The organism is Ruegeria sp. SATB027, assembly GCF_059613825.1.
Genome location: NZ_JBXWTH010000028.1, coordinates 203,390 through 219,476, shown reverse-complemented (window position 1 = coordinate 219,476; position 16,087 = coordinate 203,390). Strand labels below are relative to the sequence as shown.

Annotated in this window: 18 protein-coding genes; 10 read left to right on the top strand and 8 right to left on the bottom strand. The window is 60.8% G+C overall.

The features are described 5' to 3' along the window. Positions 1-63 precede the first annotated feature (63 nt). From AC2FPW_RS06280 to glmM, 3 genes are read left to right on the top strand one after another with little or no spacing between them, the layout of a single operon-like run. A complete protein-coding gene (locus AC2FPW_RS06280) occupies positions 64-984 on the top strand; it encodes a dihydroneopterin aldolase (RefSeq protein ID WP_496812887.1) in 921 nt (306 codons plus the stop codon). Beyond that, positions 981-1,979 (top strand): dihydropteroate synthase, encoded by a 999-nt coding sequence (gene folP / locus AC2FPW_RS06275; protein WP_496812886.1) that lies wholly within the window; start codon positions 981-983, stop codon positions 1,977-1,979. The genes AC2FPW_RS06280 and folP overlap by 4 nt, the downstream gene beginning before the upstream one ends. A gap of 33 nt (positions 1,980-2,012) precedes the next feature. Next, positions 2,013-3,356, top strand: a complete 1,344-nt coding sequence (gene glmM, locus AC2FPW_RS06270; protein WP_480481419.1) for a phosphoglucosamine mutase — start codon at positions 2,013-2,015, stop codon at positions 3,354-3,356. On the opposite strand, the gene AC2FPW_RS06265 is transcribed toward glmM, so the two are convergent. Further along, positions 3,353-4,255, bottom strand: a complete 903-nt coding sequence (locus tag AC2FPW_RS06265) for a DMT family transporter (RefSeq protein ID WP_496812885.1) — start codon at positions 4,253-4,255, stop codon at positions 3,353-3,355. The genes glmM and AC2FPW_RS06265 overlap by 4 nt on opposite strands. A 78-nt stretch (positions 4,256-4,333) precedes the next feature. Here AC2FPW_RS06265 and AC2FPW_RS06260 point away from each other — a divergent pair, with 78 nt between their 5' ends. Together AC2FPW_RS06260 and AC2FPW_RS06255 are read left to right on the top strand one after the other, a co-directional pair. Continuing rightward, positions 4,334-4,645, top strand: a complete 312-nt coding sequence (locus AC2FPW_RS06260) for an ArsR/SmtB family transcription factor (protein WP_496812884.1) — start codon at positions 4,334-4,336, stop codon at positions 4,643-4,645. Further along, positions 4,642-5,097: an SRPBCC domain-containing protein gene (locus tag AC2FPW_RS06255; protein ID WP_496812883.1), complete on the top strand. Its 456-nt coding sequence runs from the start codon at positions 4,642-4,644 to the stop codon at positions 5,095-5,097. Before AC2FPW_RS06260 ends, AC2FPW_RS06255 begins: the two co-directional genes overlap by 4 nt. Before the next feature lie 46 nt (positions 5,098-5,143). Here the strand turns inward: AC2FPW_RS06255 and ilvC are convergent, their stop codons facing one another. Further along, a complete protein-coding gene (gene ilvC, locus AC2FPW_RS06250) occupies positions 5,144-6,166 on the bottom strand; it encodes a ketol-acid reductoisomerase (protein WP_267363386.1) in 1,023 nt (340 codons plus the stop codon). A 131-nt stretch (positions 6,167-6,297) separates the two neighbouring features. Between ilvC and AC2FPW_RS06245 the strand changes: the two genes are divergently transcribed. Beyond that, positions 6,298-6,753, top strand: coding sequence for an Lrp/AsnC family transcriptional regulator (locus AC2FPW_RS06245; protein WP_267363387.1), 456 nt, complete (start codon positions 6,298-6,300; stop codon positions 6,751-6,753). After that, positions 6,750-7,208 carry an Lrp/AsnC family transcriptional regulator gene (locus AC2FPW_RS06240; RefSeq protein ID WP_209504239.1) on the top strand — a complete coding sequence of 153 codons (459 nt, stop codon included), beginning with the start codon at positions 6,750-6,752 and terminating at the stop codon, positions 7,206-7,208. The genes AC2FPW_RS06245 and AC2FPW_RS06240 overlap by 4 nt, the downstream gene beginning before the upstream one ends. A gap of 6 nt (positions 7,209-7,214) precedes the next feature. On the opposite strand, the gene hutC is transcribed toward AC2FPW_RS06240, so the two are convergent. Continuing rightward, entirely contained in the window at positions 7,215-7,916 is a 702-nt protein-coding gene (gene hutC, locus AC2FPW_RS06235) for a histidine utilization transcriptional repressor HutC (RefSeq protein WP_480898434.1), read from the bottom strand. Positions 7,917-8,146: 230 nt separating this feature from the next. Between hutC and AC2FPW_RS06230 the strand changes: the two genes are divergently transcribed. Beyond that, positions 8,147-9,274, top strand: a complete 1,128-nt coding sequence (locus AC2FPW_RS06230) for an aminotransferase class V-fold PLP-dependent enzyme (protein WP_496768534.1) — start codon at positions 8,147-8,149, stop codon at positions 9,272-9,274. Between the two features lie 12 nt (positions 9,275-9,286). Here AC2FPW_RS06230 and AC2FPW_RS06225 read toward each other — a convergent pair whose 3' ends face one another. The 3 genes from AC2FPW_RS06225 to AC2FPW_RS06215 form a co-directional block, all read right to left on the bottom strand. Then, positions 9,287-10,483, bottom strand: coding sequence for a UbiH/UbiF family hydroxylase (locus AC2FPW_RS06225; protein WP_496812882.1), 1,197 nt, complete (start codon positions 10,481-10,483; stop codon positions 9,287-9,289). Positions 10,484-10,557: 74 nt separating this feature from the next. Further along, a complete protein-coding gene (locus AC2FPW_RS06220; RefSeq protein WP_209504235.1) occupies positions 10,558-10,806 on the bottom strand; it encodes a hypothetical protein in 249 nt (82 codons plus the stop codon). Positions 10,807-10,892: 86 nt separating this feature from the next. Next, positions 10,893-11,537 (bottom strand): pyrimidine 5'-nucleotidase, encoded by a 645-nt coding sequence (locus AC2FPW_RS06215; protein ID WP_480476564.1) that lies wholly within the window; start codon positions 11,535-11,537, stop codon positions 10,893-10,895. A gap of 100 nt (positions 11,538-11,637) precedes the next feature. Between AC2FPW_RS06215 and AC2FPW_RS06210 the strand changes: the two genes are divergently transcribed. Further along, a complete protein-coding gene (locus AC2FPW_RS06210) occupies positions 11,638-12,285 on the top strand; it encodes a GntR family transcriptional regulator (protein WP_267363400.1) in 648 nt (215 codons plus the stop codon). 3 nt (positions 12,286-12,288) lie between these two features. On the opposite strand, the gene AC2FPW_RS06205 is transcribed toward AC2FPW_RS06210, so the two are convergent. Both AC2FPW_RS06205 and carA read right to left on the bottom strand, forming a co-directional pair. After that, positions 12,289-14,166: a glycosyltransferase gene (locus AC2FPW_RS06205; RefSeq protein WP_496812881.1), complete on the bottom strand. Its 1,878-nt coding sequence runs from the start codon at positions 14,164-14,166 to the stop codon at positions 12,289-12,291. Between the two features lie 81 nt (positions 14,167-14,247). Beyond that, positions 14,248-15,414 carry a glutamine-hydrolyzing carbamoyl-phosphate synthase small subunit gene (gene carA / locus AC2FPW_RS06200; RefSeq protein ID WP_496812880.1) on the bottom strand — a complete coding sequence of 389 codons (1,167 nt, stop codon included), beginning with the start codon at positions 15,412-15,414 and terminating at the stop codon, positions 14,248-14,250. A gap of 183 nt (positions 15,415-15,597) precedes the next feature. Here carA and AC2FPW_RS06195 point away from each other — a divergent pair, with 183 nt between their 5' ends. Beyond that, entirely contained in the window at positions 15,598-16,083 is a 486-nt protein-coding gene (locus AC2FPW_RS06195) for a GatB/YqeY domain-containing protein (protein WP_267366166.1), read from the top strand. Positions 16,084-16,087 lie beyond the last annotated feature (4 nt).

The following is a 16,087-nucleotide window of genomic DNA, read 5'->3' as shown; positions in this document are numbered from 1 at the left end:
GTTATAGGCCCTTGCAACGCCTATAGTGGGCAAGCCCTGCAACAAGCCGAAAAGGCCGGACCCATGAGTTCTGAAATCCGACTGGCATTTGCGCACCCGTCCGAACGGTCCGAGGCGACCTCGCCCCGCGGGCCGCTGGACCGCATTTCCCTGCGCGACCATATTGTCGAGGTTGAAATCGGTGCGTTTCAGGCCGAGCGGGGAACAACCCAGCGGATCTGTTTCAATATCGTGGTTGAAGTCCGGCCTCTGACCGACCCGATTGACGACGATGTGGATCGCATCCTGTCTTATGACCGGGTAACGGAATCCATTGCCTATGAGCTCGCGGCCGAGCGTCTGAACCTGCTTGAAACCCTGGCCGAGCGTGTGGCTGAACGTATCTTGCATGAACCTCAGGCTGTAAGGGTCTTTGTTCGCATCGAAAAACTGGATCGCGGTCCGGGCGCTCTGGGGGTCGAGATCGTACGCGGGAAAGACTCGGTTCATCACGATGTGACCGAGGAAGACCGCCCGCATCCCCGTCTGGTCTACCTGTCGAATGACGCTATTGCCTCGGACAATCTGACCGGGTGGATCGATCAGTTGCAGAACCGCCAACGCCCGCTGATCCTGTGTGTGGGGGCGTCATACCTGGCTGCGCCGCAAACCGGCCACGCAATGACACAGCGCCGGATTGACCTGCTTGCGATCGAGCAAAACGCGTGGGTTCTGGCCGCACGCGATCACCGCTGCAAGGTGGTTTCAACCCGGACGGAACTGGACTGGGCCATGAAGAACGGCCAGATCTGTGTCTGGGCCCCGTCCAAGATCGTTCTGGACGCGGTGGATGGTCCTTCTGCCGCGCCATCCGACGCCGTGGCTTTGGCCGCGTGGTTTGCCGCGACCTTTGAAGCCAGTGAGATGATGGTCATCGGCGGCGAATTGCCGAAAGCGCCCAAAACCCCGCTGCGGGCTGTGGCCGTGGATCAGGCCCAATTGTGAGCATCTATTTCAGACCGCTGGTTCAGCACGGCCAGACCCGGCCCGCTGGTGCGTATTCTCTGGCCGGTCAATCCCTGTGGTTTACCCATGTCGAAGCGCTTGGGCGCGATACCGCACCGCAGATCATGGCGGCATCGGATATTCCCGGTTGGGCGCTGGCGCGTTTGACCGGCCCGCGCGCACCTATCGCCGGGCAGGATATGCAGGTGCCGCATATCATGGGCATTCTCAACACCACGCCTGACAGTTTCTCGGACGGGGGCGTTCACAGCTCGGTCGAGGCCGCCCGCGATGCCGCCGCCCGGATGGTGGCGCATGGGGCCACCATTCTGGATGTCGGCGGGGAATCAACGCGCCCGGGTGCGGATTTCATTCCGGCAGATCAGGAAATTGCCCGCACCCGCCCGGTGATCGAGGCGATTCGCGCGCAAACGGATGCCTTGATTTCAATCGACACCCGCAAGGCCAGCGTCGCCAAAGCGGCGTGTGCGGCGGGCGCAGGGCTGGTCAACGACGTCTCGGGGTTCACGTTCGATCCCGAACTGGCACCGTTTTGCGCCGCCAAGGGCACACCGGTCTGCGTCATGCATATGCAAGGCGATCCGGCCACGATGCAGGAAAACCCCAGCTACGACAACGTGTTGCTGGATGTTTACGACTTCCTCGAAACCCAGATCGCTCTGCTGGAGAACCTGGGACTTCGGCGCGACCTGATCATCGTCGATCCGGGCATCGGTTTCGGCAAGACCAAAGACCATAACCTGACCTTGCTGCGCAATCTCAGCCTGTTTCACGGGCTTGGCTGCCCGATCCTGCTGGGCGTGTCCCGCAAGGGCTTTATCGGAACGATTGGACGGGAACCGGACAAGACTGCCCGCGCTCCGGGTTCAATTGCCGTGGCTTTGGCCGGATTGTCCCAGGGCGTGCAGATCATTCGCGTTCACGACGTCGCCGAGACTGCTCAGGCCTTGCGCCTATGGGCCGCTGTCCGGTAATCCGGTCTCACGGAAAATCACGGAGTGACACCAATGCGCAAGCTGTTCGGAACCGACGGGGTGCGGGGCACGGCCAACACGCATCCGATGACGGCGGAAATGGCGTTGCGCATCGGGGCTGCGGTGGGGCGCTATTTCCGGCGCGATGCGACCGGTGTGCACCGGGTCGTCATCGGCAAGGACACGCGCCTGTCCGGCTATATGCTGGAAAACGCGCTGACCGCCGGTTTGACCTCAACGGGAATGAATGTGCTGTTGCTGGGGCCGGTCCCCACGCCTGCGGTGGGTCTGATGACGCGCTCGATGCGGGCCGATCTGGGTGTCATGATCTCGGCCAGCCACAACCCGGCAGAGGACAACGGTATCAAGTTCTTTGGCCCCGACGGCTATAAACTGTCCGATCAGGCCGAGATAGACATCGAAAAGCTGATCGACGAAGGTGTCCGGCCTGCTCAGGCCCAGAATATCGGACGGGCGCGTCGTGTTGATGACGCCCGTTTCAGATACGGCGAGCGTGTGAAATCCTCGCTGCCGCGCGATGTGCGTCTGGATGGCCTGAAGGTGGTGATTGACTGTGCCAATGGCGCCGCCCACCGCACCGCGCCCGAGGTTCTTTGGGAACTGGGCGCAGACGTGATCCCGGTTGGCATTGCGCCCAACGGAAAGAACATCAACCTCAACTGCGGATCGACCAAGCCGCAACTGGCTGCCGAAACCGTCGTGGCACATGGCGCTGACGTCGGTGTCTGTCTGGACGGCGACGCGGATCGGGTCGTTATCGTCGACGAAACCGGTCAGGTCGCCGATGGCGATCAGCTTATGGCATTGCTGGCGACGGCCTGGAAAAAATCCGGGCAGTTGAAAGGCGATGCGCTTGTGGCCACCGTGATGTCCAATCTGGGGCTTGAACGGCACCTGTCGTCACACGGAATGCGACTGGAACGCACGGCGGTCGGCGACCGCTATGTGGTCGAGCGTATGCGCGAAGGTGGCTTCAACCTGGGCGGTGAACAATCCGGTCATATCGTGATGAGCGATTATGCCACCACCGGCGATGGCCTGATGGCCGGTCTGCATTTCCTGGCCGAGATGGTTCTGTCCGGTCGCAAAGCCTCGGATCTGTCCAAGCAGTTCGAAACCGTGCCGCAGCTGTTGAAGAACGTCCGCTATGCCAACGGTCAAACTCCGCTTGAAGTTCAAAGCGTTAAAGCTGCCATTGCCGATGCCGAGGCGCGGCTGAACGGGCAGGGACGGTTGCTGATCCGTAAATCCGGCACCGAGCCGCTGATCCGCGTTATGGCCGAATGCGAGGATGACGCGCTGCTGGTACAGGTCGTCGACAGCATCGTGGCCGAGGTCGAAGCCGCCGCAGGCTAGCGTCCGAACAGAACCCTGCGCAGGCTGAACCACTGGCTGATGGCCATGCCCGTCAGGATCAGGGCCAGGGCGATGTAGAATCGCAGGGGCAGGGCCTCCGACAGGATCCAGGCCCCGAACACCATCGACCAGATCGGCACCTGATAATTCACCAGTGTCAGGAACACCGACCCGGCGCTGCGGGTGATCGAAACCCGCAGCAAATTGGCGAATGCTGTGGGGATCAGCCCAAGCACGATCAGGGCCAACGACGGGCGGTTGCCCTGCCATGTGGGAACACCTTCGACCAGCAGCATGATGGGCACCAGCAGAACAGCGCCGACCAGCAGGGTCAGCGCGGCCAGCGCCAGTGGCTCAACCGGCGGACAGCGCCGCGTCAGGATCGATGTCGAGGCATAGCAGAGGGCGGCCGAGACACAGGCCAGCTGCGCCAGCGGCTCGGTCCCTTGACCCAGCTTTGCCAGACCGGGTCCGATCAGGACCAATGCGCCGGAAAACCCAAGGCACACGCCCAGAAACCGACGCAGGTTCAGCGGCTCATCGGAAAAGAAATGCGCCAGCGGCAGCACCATCAGCGGAATTGCAGCCATGGACAGCCCTGCAAAGGCCGAGGGCACATATTGCTGCCCCCAGCTGAGCAGCATGAAAGGCACCGCAGTCGACAGCACGCCAATCAGCAGGATTGATGTAGTCAGCGCGGGTGTCAGAACCGGCATGCGGCGACCGGTGATCCGCATCAGGACAAGCAACGTCACCACCCCTAATGTGGTGCGCGATGTCGCCACGGTAATCGGGCCATAGCCTTCCAAAGCCATCGCGACGACCATGAATGTGCCGCCCCAAATAAGCCCCAGCGTGAAAACGCCGCTCCAGTCCTGTTTCGTGGGTTGTTCAACCATTCCATCCCCTTATCCTGCGTGCGCGCCGGTGTCACGGGCTGATCTTGACTTAACGTTAGTTTGTACTTACCGTAAGCAATGACTTACGATTCGACATTTTCAGCTTTGGGCGATGCAACCCGCAGGCAGGTGTTCGAAGCCGTCGCCAGCCAGCCTCAGGCAGTGGGCGAACTTGCGTCAAAGCTGCCGGTAAGCCGACCGGCCGTCTCTCAACATCTCAAGGTGCTGTCGGATGCCAGACTGGTGACATGCCACGCGAAAGGGACGCGCCGGATCTACGCGGTGCGCCCCGAAGGTCTGGCAGAGCTGCGCGCATGGCTCGACCGGTACTGGACCGACGTGATGAACAGCTTTGCAGATGAGGTGAACAGAGCGGGAGAGAGGCCATGACAGACCCGATTGTCAAAACGATTGTCGTAAGTGCCTCAGCTGCGCGTGCTTTCGACATCTTCGTCAACCGCATCGGTACATGGTGGCCGCTGGACAGCCACGCGGTGTCCGCATCGCAAGGACAACCGGCAAGGGACGTGGTTATTGAACCCCGGATCGGTGGCGCGGTCTATGAGGTCATGTTCGACGGAACCCGTGCTGACTGGGGCGAAGTGCTGGCGATCGATCCCGGCCGATCCGTGGCATTCACCTGGCATCCGGGCACCAACAGCGGGTCTCCTACGCGCGTCGATGTGCGTTTTGAGGATTGCGGTTCGGGGCAGGCCAAAGTCACCTTGACGCATTCCGGCTGGGACGTCTGGGCAGATGAAGCGCCCCAAAAGCGCGGCGGCTACGATATGGGATGGGATATCGTTCTGGGTGAATGCTTTGCCAAAGCGGTCTTAAAATGAAAAAGGGCGACCGCCTGGGCCGCCCTTTGCTTGACATCGGTCAGGTTTAGTTCTTTTCTTTGTCGACCATCTTGCCGGCCGAGATCCACGGCATCATGCCGCGCAGCTTGGCGCCGGTCTCTTCGATCATATGCTCGTCATTGGCGCGGCGCGACGCTTTGATGGTCGGCTGGCCAACGGCGTTTTCCAGCATGAAGTCACGGACGAATTTGCCCTGCTGGATGTCGTCCAGAACCGCTTTCATGCGGGCCTTGGTCTCGTCGTATTTAAGGATGCGCGGACCGGTGACATACTGGCCATACTCAGCCGTGTTCGAGATCGAGTAATCCATGTTGGCGATGCCGCCTTCATAGATCAGGTCAACGATCAGCTTCACTTCGTGCAGACACTCGAAATAGGCCATCTCGGGTGCGTAACCGGCCTCGACCAGAGTTTCAAAGCCGCAGCGGATCAGTTCGACCAGACCACCGCACAGAACGGCCTGTTCGCCGAACAGGTCGGTTTCGCATTCTTCGCGGAAGTTGGTCTCGATGATGCCCGAGCGGCCGCCACCGATGGCCGAGCAGTAGGACAGGCCGATTTCCAGCGCCTTGCCGGTTGCATCGTTGTGAACCGCGACCAGGCAGGGCACGCCGCCGCCTTTGGTGTATTCGCCGCGCACGGTGTGGCCAGGGCCTTTGGGGGCCATCATGATGACGTCAACGCCGTCTTTTGGCTCGATCAGGCCGAAATGGACGTTCAGGCCGTGGGCAAACGCGATGGCGGCACCGGGCTTGATGTTGTCATGGACGTATTTCTTGTAGGTCTCGGCCTGCAATTCGTCGGGCATGGTGAACATGATGACGTCGCACCAGGCAGCCGCCTCGGCGATGCCCATCACTGCCAGACCTTCCGCTTCGGCTTTCTTGGCCGAGGGCGAGCCTTCGCGCAGGGCGATGACCAGGTTCTTGGCACCCGAGTCGCGCAGGTTCAGCGCGTGGGCGTGACCCTGGCTGCCATAGCCCAGGATAGCCACTTTCTTGTCTTTGATCAGGTTGATGTCGCAATCGCGATCGTAATAGACGCGCATTTTGCCGGTCCTTTCTGGTTTGGTTGGGGCGGTTCTACCTGCCGTGCGTCGGATTGGCGATAGGGTTGGGCTTGAGTATTTGTAAAAAAGATGAAGAATAATTCTTGAAAATGGAAAATACTGAAAAAATCATGCTTGACGATATCGACCGGCGCATTTTGCGTCACTTTCAGGCGAACCCCAGCCTGACCACCGCGGAACTTGCCGATCTGTGCCGGATCAGCGCAGGTGTCTGTTGGCGCAGGCTGGAAAAGATGCAGGCAGCCGGGATCATCGAAGGGCAGGAGGCGGTGATCGACTGGACCGCGATGGGCTATGCTGTCGAAGTCTCGCTTCGGATCACCCTGGACAAGACACAGGCCCGCGCCTTTGACGAGTTTATGGAAGAGGCCCGCAACGTGGCCGAGGTGATCGAAATCCAGACATTTCTGGGACGGGTGGATGTCCGGCTGTCCGTTATAGCGCGGGATATGAAGCACTATCAGCAGCTTTATCGGGACCGGATCCTGACCCTGCCGCATATCGCCGATATCGAAGCGCTGATGCATATCGCGCGGGTCAAGCGGGACGAGGTGTTACCGGTATGATCGAGCTGGACGAGATTGACCGCCGTCTGCTGCGTGCGTTGCAACAGGACGCCACCCAAAGCGCAGGTGCCCTGGGTCGGAGGTTCAACCTGTCTCAGCCCGCCACCTGGCGGCGTATCCGCAGGTTGGAGGACGCCGGGATCATCAAGGGCCGACGGCTGCGTCTGAATGCCGAGGCGCTGGGATTCGGTGTGACCGTGTTTCTGGGGGTCAAGCTGGCGCGCAAGGGACAGATCAGCCTTGAGGATTTCGAACGCGCCGTAAGTGCCATCCCCGAAGTGCAGACCGTCGAGCATGTTCTGGGATTGTACGACTACCGCTTGCGTGTTGTGGCGCGGGACCTGTCCGATTTCGAACGCGTGTTGCGGCGCCGGATCATGACGCTGCCCGGCGCTGGCGATGTCGAAGCGAACGTCCTGCTGAGCGAGGAACGGCTGCCCGGACCGATTGGATGACCTGCCTTAGTATCTGGTGCGGATGTAATATCCGGGATGATGGGTCAGGCGGGCAAACGTGATCGGTTTGTCTTCTTTCCAGGTGGTACGCTCCATCTGGATCATCGACGCGCCCGCCGTGGTGCCCATGAATTCCGCCAGCCTTGCGTCAGCGGAAATCGCGCAGAACGCAACCTCGGCATCGTTGAACGGCGCGGCATTCAGCAGCCACTCATGCGGTCCTTGCTGGGTCAGGTCGGCGGTTTCCACATCAGGGACGGTTCCGATATTGATCCAGCGCTCTTCAAGCTGGAACGGGCGGTTGTCCGCGTAATGCATACAGATGACATGCAGAACCCGCGTCTCGGCGGGGACATCAAGCTGAGAGGACAGCCAGCGGGGGCAGGCCTCGACAGTCCGTTCCACCAGCGCATAGCGATAGGCGGCATTCTGGCTTTCGACCATCTGCCGCGCCAGTGAGAATTCCAGCTTGGCGTGTTTGCTGGGCTCTTTCTTGACCCGCGTCCCGCTTTTGCGCTTGCGTTCGATGAAACCCTGATCGGCCAGCTCCCTGAGAGCACGGTTCACCGTCGCGCGGGCGCAATTGAATTCTTCGGCCAGTTGCGTTTCGGTCGGCAGCAATGATCCCTGAGGCCACACGCGGCTTTCAATACGTCGTTTTACTTCATCTCGAACGGACTGGAAGTTAATACGCTTTTGTATCGTCACAGGAAAAATATCCCTTCAAGTAAAAAGTGTGCGCATCTGTTCAGAAGCAAGCAGAAGTGTAAAGGGGAAGTGACACTGGTTGGCGTCATTTTCTTGTGTTCCCAGTGTTATACAGCACCGAATGGGTCGATTTTACCCGCATTCCGTCGCGTCACTTTTTGTCGCGAAATGGCTTTACTGGCCAAGGTAAAGAGACCAAGACTGCACTGACGATATTGAAAGGACGCCATATGCCTGCCTTGCTGAAGAACGTTGACCCGAACGGGCTCGAAGAATTCTCGGTCGTATTCACCGATCGCTCGCTGAACCACATGTCCCAAAAGTTTCAGGGGGTAATGCGCGACATCTCGGCCATGCTGAAAGAGGTGTACAAGGCAGACGGGGTGGCCGTCATTCCGGGCGGCGGTACCTATGCGATGGAGGCGGTTGCCCGGCAATTCGCGCGCGGGGCGGATGTTCTTGTGGTCCGGAACGGGTGGTTTTCGTACCGCTGGAGCCAGATCATCGAAAGCGGCGCCCTGACCAGTTCGACCACCGTGATGAAGGCGCGCGAGACCGGCAATGCCAGCCCGTCCCCCTTTGCGCCCGCACCGATTGACGAGGTCGTCGCAACGATTCGCGAACAGAAACCCGGCGTTGTGTTCGCACCGCATGTTGAAACGGCGGCGGGTGTCATCCTGCCGGATGATTATGTGACCGCCCTGGCCAGCGCGGCGCATGAGGTGGGTGCATTGATGGTGCTGGATTGCATCGCATCCGGGTGTGCCTGGGTGGATATGAAAGCCACCGGCGTCGACGTGCTGATCTCGGCCCCGCAAAAGGGCTGGAGCGCATCGCCTTGTGCCGGTCTGGTCATGCTGTCCGAACGGGGCGAGGCGCGTCTGGAACAGACAAGCTCGGACAGTTTCGCCATCGACCTGAAGAAGTGGCGCCAGATCATGCAGGCCTATGAAAATGGCGGTCACGCCTATCACGCCACGATGCCCACCGATGCGCTGCTGGCTTTCCGCGATACCATGGCAGAAACCAGGGGATACGGGTTCGAAAAGCTGCGCAAGGCGCAATGGGCATTGGGCGACGGCGTGCGGGCGATGTTGAAGGAGTATGGCATTGTCTCGGTGGCGGCTGACGGTTTCGGCGCGCCCGGCGTTGTGGTCAGCTACACATCGGACCCCGAAATCCAGAACGGCAAGAAATTTGCCGCTCTGGGGATGCAGATCGCGGCCGGGGTGCCGCTGCAATGTGACGAACCCGAAGGCTTCAGCACCTTCCGTCTGGGCCTGTTCGGATTGGACAAGCTTTATGATGTGGACGCCACCATCGCGCGCCTGAAACGCGTGCTGGATCAGGTTCTGTAAACGGGCCGGGCCTTAGCGAACGCCAAGGCCCATCTGCATCAGCGTCTTGCGCACAGGCGGCAGGGAATACAGCGCGCTCAGCCCCATTGCGCGCGCATCCCGCAGCGGGCGCGCCTCGATCATCGAGGCGCGGTTCAGCAGGTCAATCCCCTTGACCCGCATCTCGATCTCGGTGTGGCGCGCCTTGTGATAGGCGTCCAGCATCTGCGCGTCGCCCAGACCTTCGGGCCGGGACTGCGCCAGATCCAGAAGACAGCGCAAATCGCCCAATGACATGTTCAGCCCCTGCGCGCCGATCGGTGGCACCACATGCGCGGCCTCGGCCATCAGGGCAATGCGCTCACCCGCCAGCCGTTCCGCGGACTGGCTGATGATCGGCCAGATGGTCCGGCGCGATGCCAGCTTCAGGGGGCCCAACAGGCCACAGGACCGTTCCGTCATCGCAGCCTCAAACGCTTCGGCATCAAGGGTCAACAGGTCAACGGCATTCGGCCCGCGTTCCATCCAGACAATGGCGGACGAAGGCTGCCCCTGCCAATCGGGCAGCGGAACCAGCGTGAACGGCCCGCCAGACCTGTGTATCTCGGTCGAGACATTCTCGTGAGGAACAGGATGCGTCACCGCAAACGCCAGCGCTTTCTGCCCATACCGTGTTGTATGCACATTGATACCGGCGGCCTCGCGCATGGGAGAGTTCCGCCCATCTGCGGCCAGCACCAGCTTGCAGTGGATGCGGCTGCCGTCGCTCAGGCCAACGCGGGCTTCGGCAGTGCGGGTGAACAGGCTGACGGTCCCGGTGCCAGGGCGGAAATCGACATTCGGCAGTTCTGCCAGCCGCGCGACCATCTCCCGGCGCAACAGCCAGTTGGGCAGGTTCCAGCCAAACGGTTGCTCGGAAATGTCAGCGGCGTTGAAATCGCGTATGACGCGGGGTTCGGGCACGTCCCCGCCGGCATCGACAATACGCATGATCTGCAAGGGGGCCGCATGGGTATCCAGCCGTGCCCAGAGGCCGCATTGCTCCAGCAGGCCGCGCGCAGGTTGCAGAAAGGCGGTGGTGCGCAGGTCGGACCCGTCCACATCCCGTTCGGTGATTGGTGGCGCGGGATCTACGCACACCACGTCAAACCCGGCGGTTCCAAACGCCGCCGCTGCGGTCAGACCGGCGATTCCACCGCCGGAAACCAGGATGTCACAACTGTCAGTCATGGCGCCTCTCATCAGTTCGGGCAGACCCTAGTTCGGTTCCACCCCCTGCGCCAAGTGACATCCTGTCCCGTATCTCAGCCGCGTGAGATCAGGATCAGGACCAGGAACATCACCGGCACCATCATCAGGGCAGGGATGTAAAGGCCGGGAAGACCAAACACCATGGCAGAACAGCCCCACATGCTGAGAACCGCGCCGACGGTGTAATACAGGTCCTCCGCCTTGGCGTTGGCGGCGTCGCGGGCCAGCCACCCGAAAACCGGAATTGCAAAGAATAGGCGCTGCCAAACCGGCAGGCGTCCGGGCATCTCGATCGCACTCATGGGGCTCTCCGTTCTGTTCGTCGCTCCAGCGCATATAGGGCTGCGCATGCGGGTGCAGAACGTACGGATCGTCGCAGTGTGACAGGCTACCGCAGGCGGGCCAGAAATGCGGTCAGATCATCCGTGTGATGGTGGATGTGATCGGCCTCATGCGGGTCCGGGGCGACATGAACCGTGCGCATGCCCATCTCATGCGGGGCGGCCAGATTACGCGGGTCATCCTCGAACATCGCGGCCTTGTCAGCCTGAATGCCATCCTGTGCAAAGATGGCTTCAAAGGCGGCTTTCTCGGGCTTTGGCCGATACCCGGCATGTTCGACGCCATAGATTGCGTCAAACAGCCCCGAAAGCCCGCGCGCCTGCAAAACCCGCTCGGCGTAGGGCGCGCTGCCATTGGTGTAGACGATGCGCCGTCCGGGCAGGGCGCGAATGTGATCGGCCAGCTCTGCATCCGGGTCCATATGGCTCATGTCCACCTGATGCACCGCGTGCAGATAGGGCTCGGGGTCCAGATCATGTTCGGCCATCAACCCGGCCAGCGTAGTGCCGTATTGGCGCCAGTACTGCCCGCGCAGCCTGTCGGCCTCGGCCCGGTCCACGCCGATGGCCTGCACCACGTAATCCGTCATCAGAACTTCGATCTGATCGAACAGCTGCATATGCGGCGGATAGAGGGTGTTATCCAGATCGAACACCCATTGCGTGACATGACTGAAGGACGGTTTGACCATGGCTTGGGTTTAGGGCGCGGGCGGGGTGTTTTCAATGCCGTACTTGATTGCTGCCCCCAGAGACGGATAGACATGTCCGAACGAGGAGACAGAATACCCCATGAGCCAGACCCGATCCCCCACCAAGGATGCCTATAGCCTGATACTCGAAGCCATTGATGTCGGCGTCTACAAGCCCGGCGATCGTCTGGTGGAAAGCGAGCTGGCAGAACGGTTCGGGGTGTCGCGCACCCCGATCCGCGAAGCGTTGCAACGCCTGGAAACCCAGTCTCTGCTGGAACGGGACGGTCGGTCACTGATCGTGGCGTCGCTGGACCACAACCAGATGGCCGAGCTTTATATCGTGCGGCGCGAACTGGAAGGGCTCGCCGCGCGGCTGGCTGCCAAACACGCCACCGAAGAAGAGATCAGGGTTCTTCAGGACATGGTTCTCGAAGATGACAAGCTGGTGGGCGATCCGATGGCGCTGTCACGTGCCAACCGGCGCTTTCACGAACAGATCCATCTGGCCTCTCACAACCGCTACCTTGTCCAACAGCTTGATCTGGTGCACCGGACAATGGCCTTGATGGCGACCACGTCGCTGGCCGTGCAGGGGCGCGGAGAGATTGCCCAGAGTGAACATAAAGGCATTGTCGAAGCCATTGCCGCGCGCGATGAAGAGGCGGCGGGGCGGGCGCTCAAGGACCATATCTCGATCGCGTTCATGACGCGCCTGAAACAGGACGCAAGCCGCCGCGACAAGTGATTATCAGGTCAGCGGCTGGTCTTCGCTGGCCTGCCCGTGCTGGGTTTTGTCCCAGAAAAACGGGTTGGTCGCCAATTCCCACAGCGCCTTGTAACCGGCAATCACGCCCAGCGGGAAATACAGAAACATCGTCGGAACCCAAGGCAAAAGAAACCGCCGTTCACGCGCAGATACGGCGATCAGGCCAACGCCGATACTCAGCCCCTCTGCCACCAGAAACAGCCCGATCAGCGCGGTTGAGATGGATTGCGGCAGAATAGGTCCCATCGGATTGGCCAGCCCCAGACTCGACAGCCAGAATACCCAGAGAACGGGTGCCAGCAGAAATTGCCCCAACGTGCCCAGAAAGAACGCCTGAAGGCCCAGAAATCTGGCACCTCCAAGGTCACGCCACAGCTTTTGCGGGCTGCGCATATGCACCAGATACGTGACCATGAACCCCTTGAGCCAGCGCGAGCGCTGTTTGACCCAGGGCCAGGCCCGGAAATTCGCCTCTTCATATGTTGTGGTATCCACCATTTCGGTCCGGTAGCCGGCCCGGCACAGCCTTACGCCCAGATCAGCATCCTCGGTGACGTTATGGGCATCCCAGCCGCCAAGTTCCAACAGCTTGTCGCGACGGAAAAAGAACGTGGTTCCCCCAAGTGGCACCACCAGCCCCATGCGGGCGATCCCCGGCAGGATCACGCGGAACCAGCTGTTGTATTCAATGGTAAAGCAGCGTGACCGCCAGTTGGTGCGCGGGTTGTAGTAATCCAGAACCCCCTGCAGGCACACAACATCCGGCGCGGCCTGGGTGAAATGCGCCACCACGCGCTCGATCTGATCCGGTTGCGGGGCGTCCTCTGCGTCCCAGACGCCAACGAAGTCGCCCCGGCAGAAATCCAGCGCGTAATTCATGGCGCGCGGCTTGGTGGTCAGTCCGTTCAGCTCAGGCACCTCGACGATGCGCATCCATCTGGGCAGGCTCACCTGTGCAAGGGCATTGCGCGTCACGTCATCCTTTTCCTCAAGCACAAGGATGACATCCAGCAACGCCTTGGGATAGGTCAGCCGCTGCAGCCTGTGCACCAGAGCATTTGCAATCTCGCGCTCCTTGTACAATGGCACCATTATCGACACGCAGGGCCGCCGCAATGTGATGGCAGCTTCGGTGTTATCCGGCTGTGTTCTCAGGCGATGCCAAAGATAAGCCAGCGTGCCAGCCGTCCGAAAGACGGCAAAAAGCACCAGAGTTCCCACAGCCATGCCCAGCATCGCCAGCAGGCCAAAGGACGGGAACACGGCAAACAGCCCCAGCACACACAACAGGGCCACCGAAGGCCCCACGCGCGACCTGAGGGTCCAGTTGCGGCAGCTTTGCGCGGGATCAACCCGCGTTTCCGCCGATCTGGCCAAAGATCCCGAGAATTGCCGCGCAATTGTGCGGTCGATCTGATCGGATGCCGCCAGCACCGGGATCACGGCATATTCGCATTCGCGCATTTCGGCGGTCACGGTTGCGAACCGGTCCGGCCGGGCCGTGGCCACCAAAACAAGGGGGCCAATCCGCATCCAGGGGATGACATTGTGTTTCAGCCAGAAGTCGACCGGCATCAACCCGCTCAGTTCCGGCATCGGCGGGATGTGTTCAAGATCCGCAATCTGCCAGCCGGATTGTGCGGACAGCGCGCGCAACACGTCCTGCCGGGTGGCATAGCCTTCGCCGACCAGTATCTCTCCCAGCGGAGCGTTCTGTCTGGTTTGCTGGCTCAGCGCATGGTCCAGCTGGGATCGGGTGATGGCCCCGGTTTCCAGCAGGCAGGTACCCAGCGGCTTCCGATACCCGGGCGCGGGGATCGGTGCGGCGGACGTGAAATCCAGAAGATTAAGCTCAGCCATAACAAAACCCTGGCGCAGTTACCTGCACTCAGGGTTGTTCGATCAGGGTTAACGCCCGGTTAACACTGCACAGACAAGCAGTTATGCTTGCTCTTTCTTCTTTTCCATGGCCTCGGCAAAGCGCTCGAACAGATAGAAACTGTCCTGCGGTCCGGGCGATGCCTCGGGGTGGTGTTGCACCGAATAAACCGGCCGGTCCGCCATGCGGATACCGCAGTTCGAGCCGTCAAACAGCGACCGGTGGGTTTCCACGACGCCATCGGGCAGGGATTGCGCATCGACAGCGAAACCGTGGTTCATCGACGTGATCTCGACTTTGCCGGTGTCCAGATCCTTGACCGGGTGGTTTGCGCCATGGTGGCCGTGGTTCATTTTGACCGTCTGACCACCCAGCGCCAGCGCCAGCATCTGGTGTCCAAGGCAGATGCCGAACACAGGCAGGTCTGTCGTCTCCAGAATCTCTTTGATCATCGGCACGGCGTATTCGCCTGTTGCTGCCGGATCGCCGGGGCCGTTCGACAGGAACACACCGTCGGGCTGATGTGCCAGCACGTCGGCTGCGGTGGCAGTCGCGGGCAGAACGGTAACATCACATCCGGCGGATGCGAGGCAGCGCAGGATGTTGCGCTTGGCGCCATAGTCAACGGCAACAACCTTGTGGGCAGGAGCCTTCTGACGCTGGTACCCATCCGGCCAGGCCCACCTCATCTCATCCCAGCGATAGCTTTGGGCGCAGGTGACTTCCTTGGCCAGGTCCATGCCCTCCAGCCCGGCAAAACCGCGCGCGGCGGCGACCAGCGCCTCGATGTCGAAATTTCCCTCGGGATCATGGGCCAGCGCCACATGCGGCGCACCTTGCTGGCGGATGGCCCGGGTCAGGCGGCGGGTATCAACGCCACCGATGGCGATGCGCCCCCGACGCGCCAGCCAGCCCTTGAGCTCCTCGGCCGAGCGCCAGTTCGATGGCTCGGTCGGATCCCATTTCACAACCATGCCAGCGGCGACCGGATCACCGGTTTCGTCATCCTCGGGGTTCACGCCGACATTGCCGATATGAGGGAAGGTGAAGGTCACGATCTGCCCGGCATAAGACGGGTCGGTCATGATCTCCTGATATCCGGTCATCGCCGTGTTAAAGCACAGCTCGGCCACGGTTTGCCCGGTCGCGCCGAAGCCTGCGCCGTAAAACAGGGTTCCATCGGCCAAAGCCAGACATGCGGTGGGCTTGGACGGGGCATTTGGGGCCATGGCGCGACTCTCCTGTAGGGTAAATCGGCGCATACCTAAGGGGGTTGGGCGTCTGGGTCAAGTCTGTTCAATTTTTAGGCTGTTGTTGTTTTTCAATGGGTTAGATGGATCGACCCCCGGTTGTATCAGGCTTTTTGTTTCTATATGGTCGGGGTTCCGTTGTCATGGGGATGGACAAACCAAATGGACATGCGATCACGGGTGAATGCCGCCCTGAAGCAAGCAATGAAAGACAAAGCAGCCGAGCGTCTGTCGACGCTGCGGTTGATCAACGCCGCCATCAAAGACCGCGATATCGCGGCACGTGCGTCCGACAATGAAGAAGCAAAGGGATGCAGCGACGCAGAGGTTCTTGAAATCCTTGGCAAAATGACCAAACAGCGCAAGGAAAGCGCCCGCGCCTACGAAGAGGGCGGTCGCCTGGATCTGGCCGAACGCGAGATTCGCGAAGTTGAGGTGATCGAGGAATTTCTGCCCAAACAGCTGGACGACGATGAGGTCAGCAAGGCCATTCAAACCGCCATTACGGCAACCGGCGCGGGTTCGATCCGCGATATGGGCAAGGTGATGGGCGAGTTGAAGACGCGCTATACCGGCCGGATGGATTTCGGCAAGGTCGGTCCGATGGTCAAGGATCACCTGTGCGCAGCCTCAAACGGCGATTGCTGAGGCA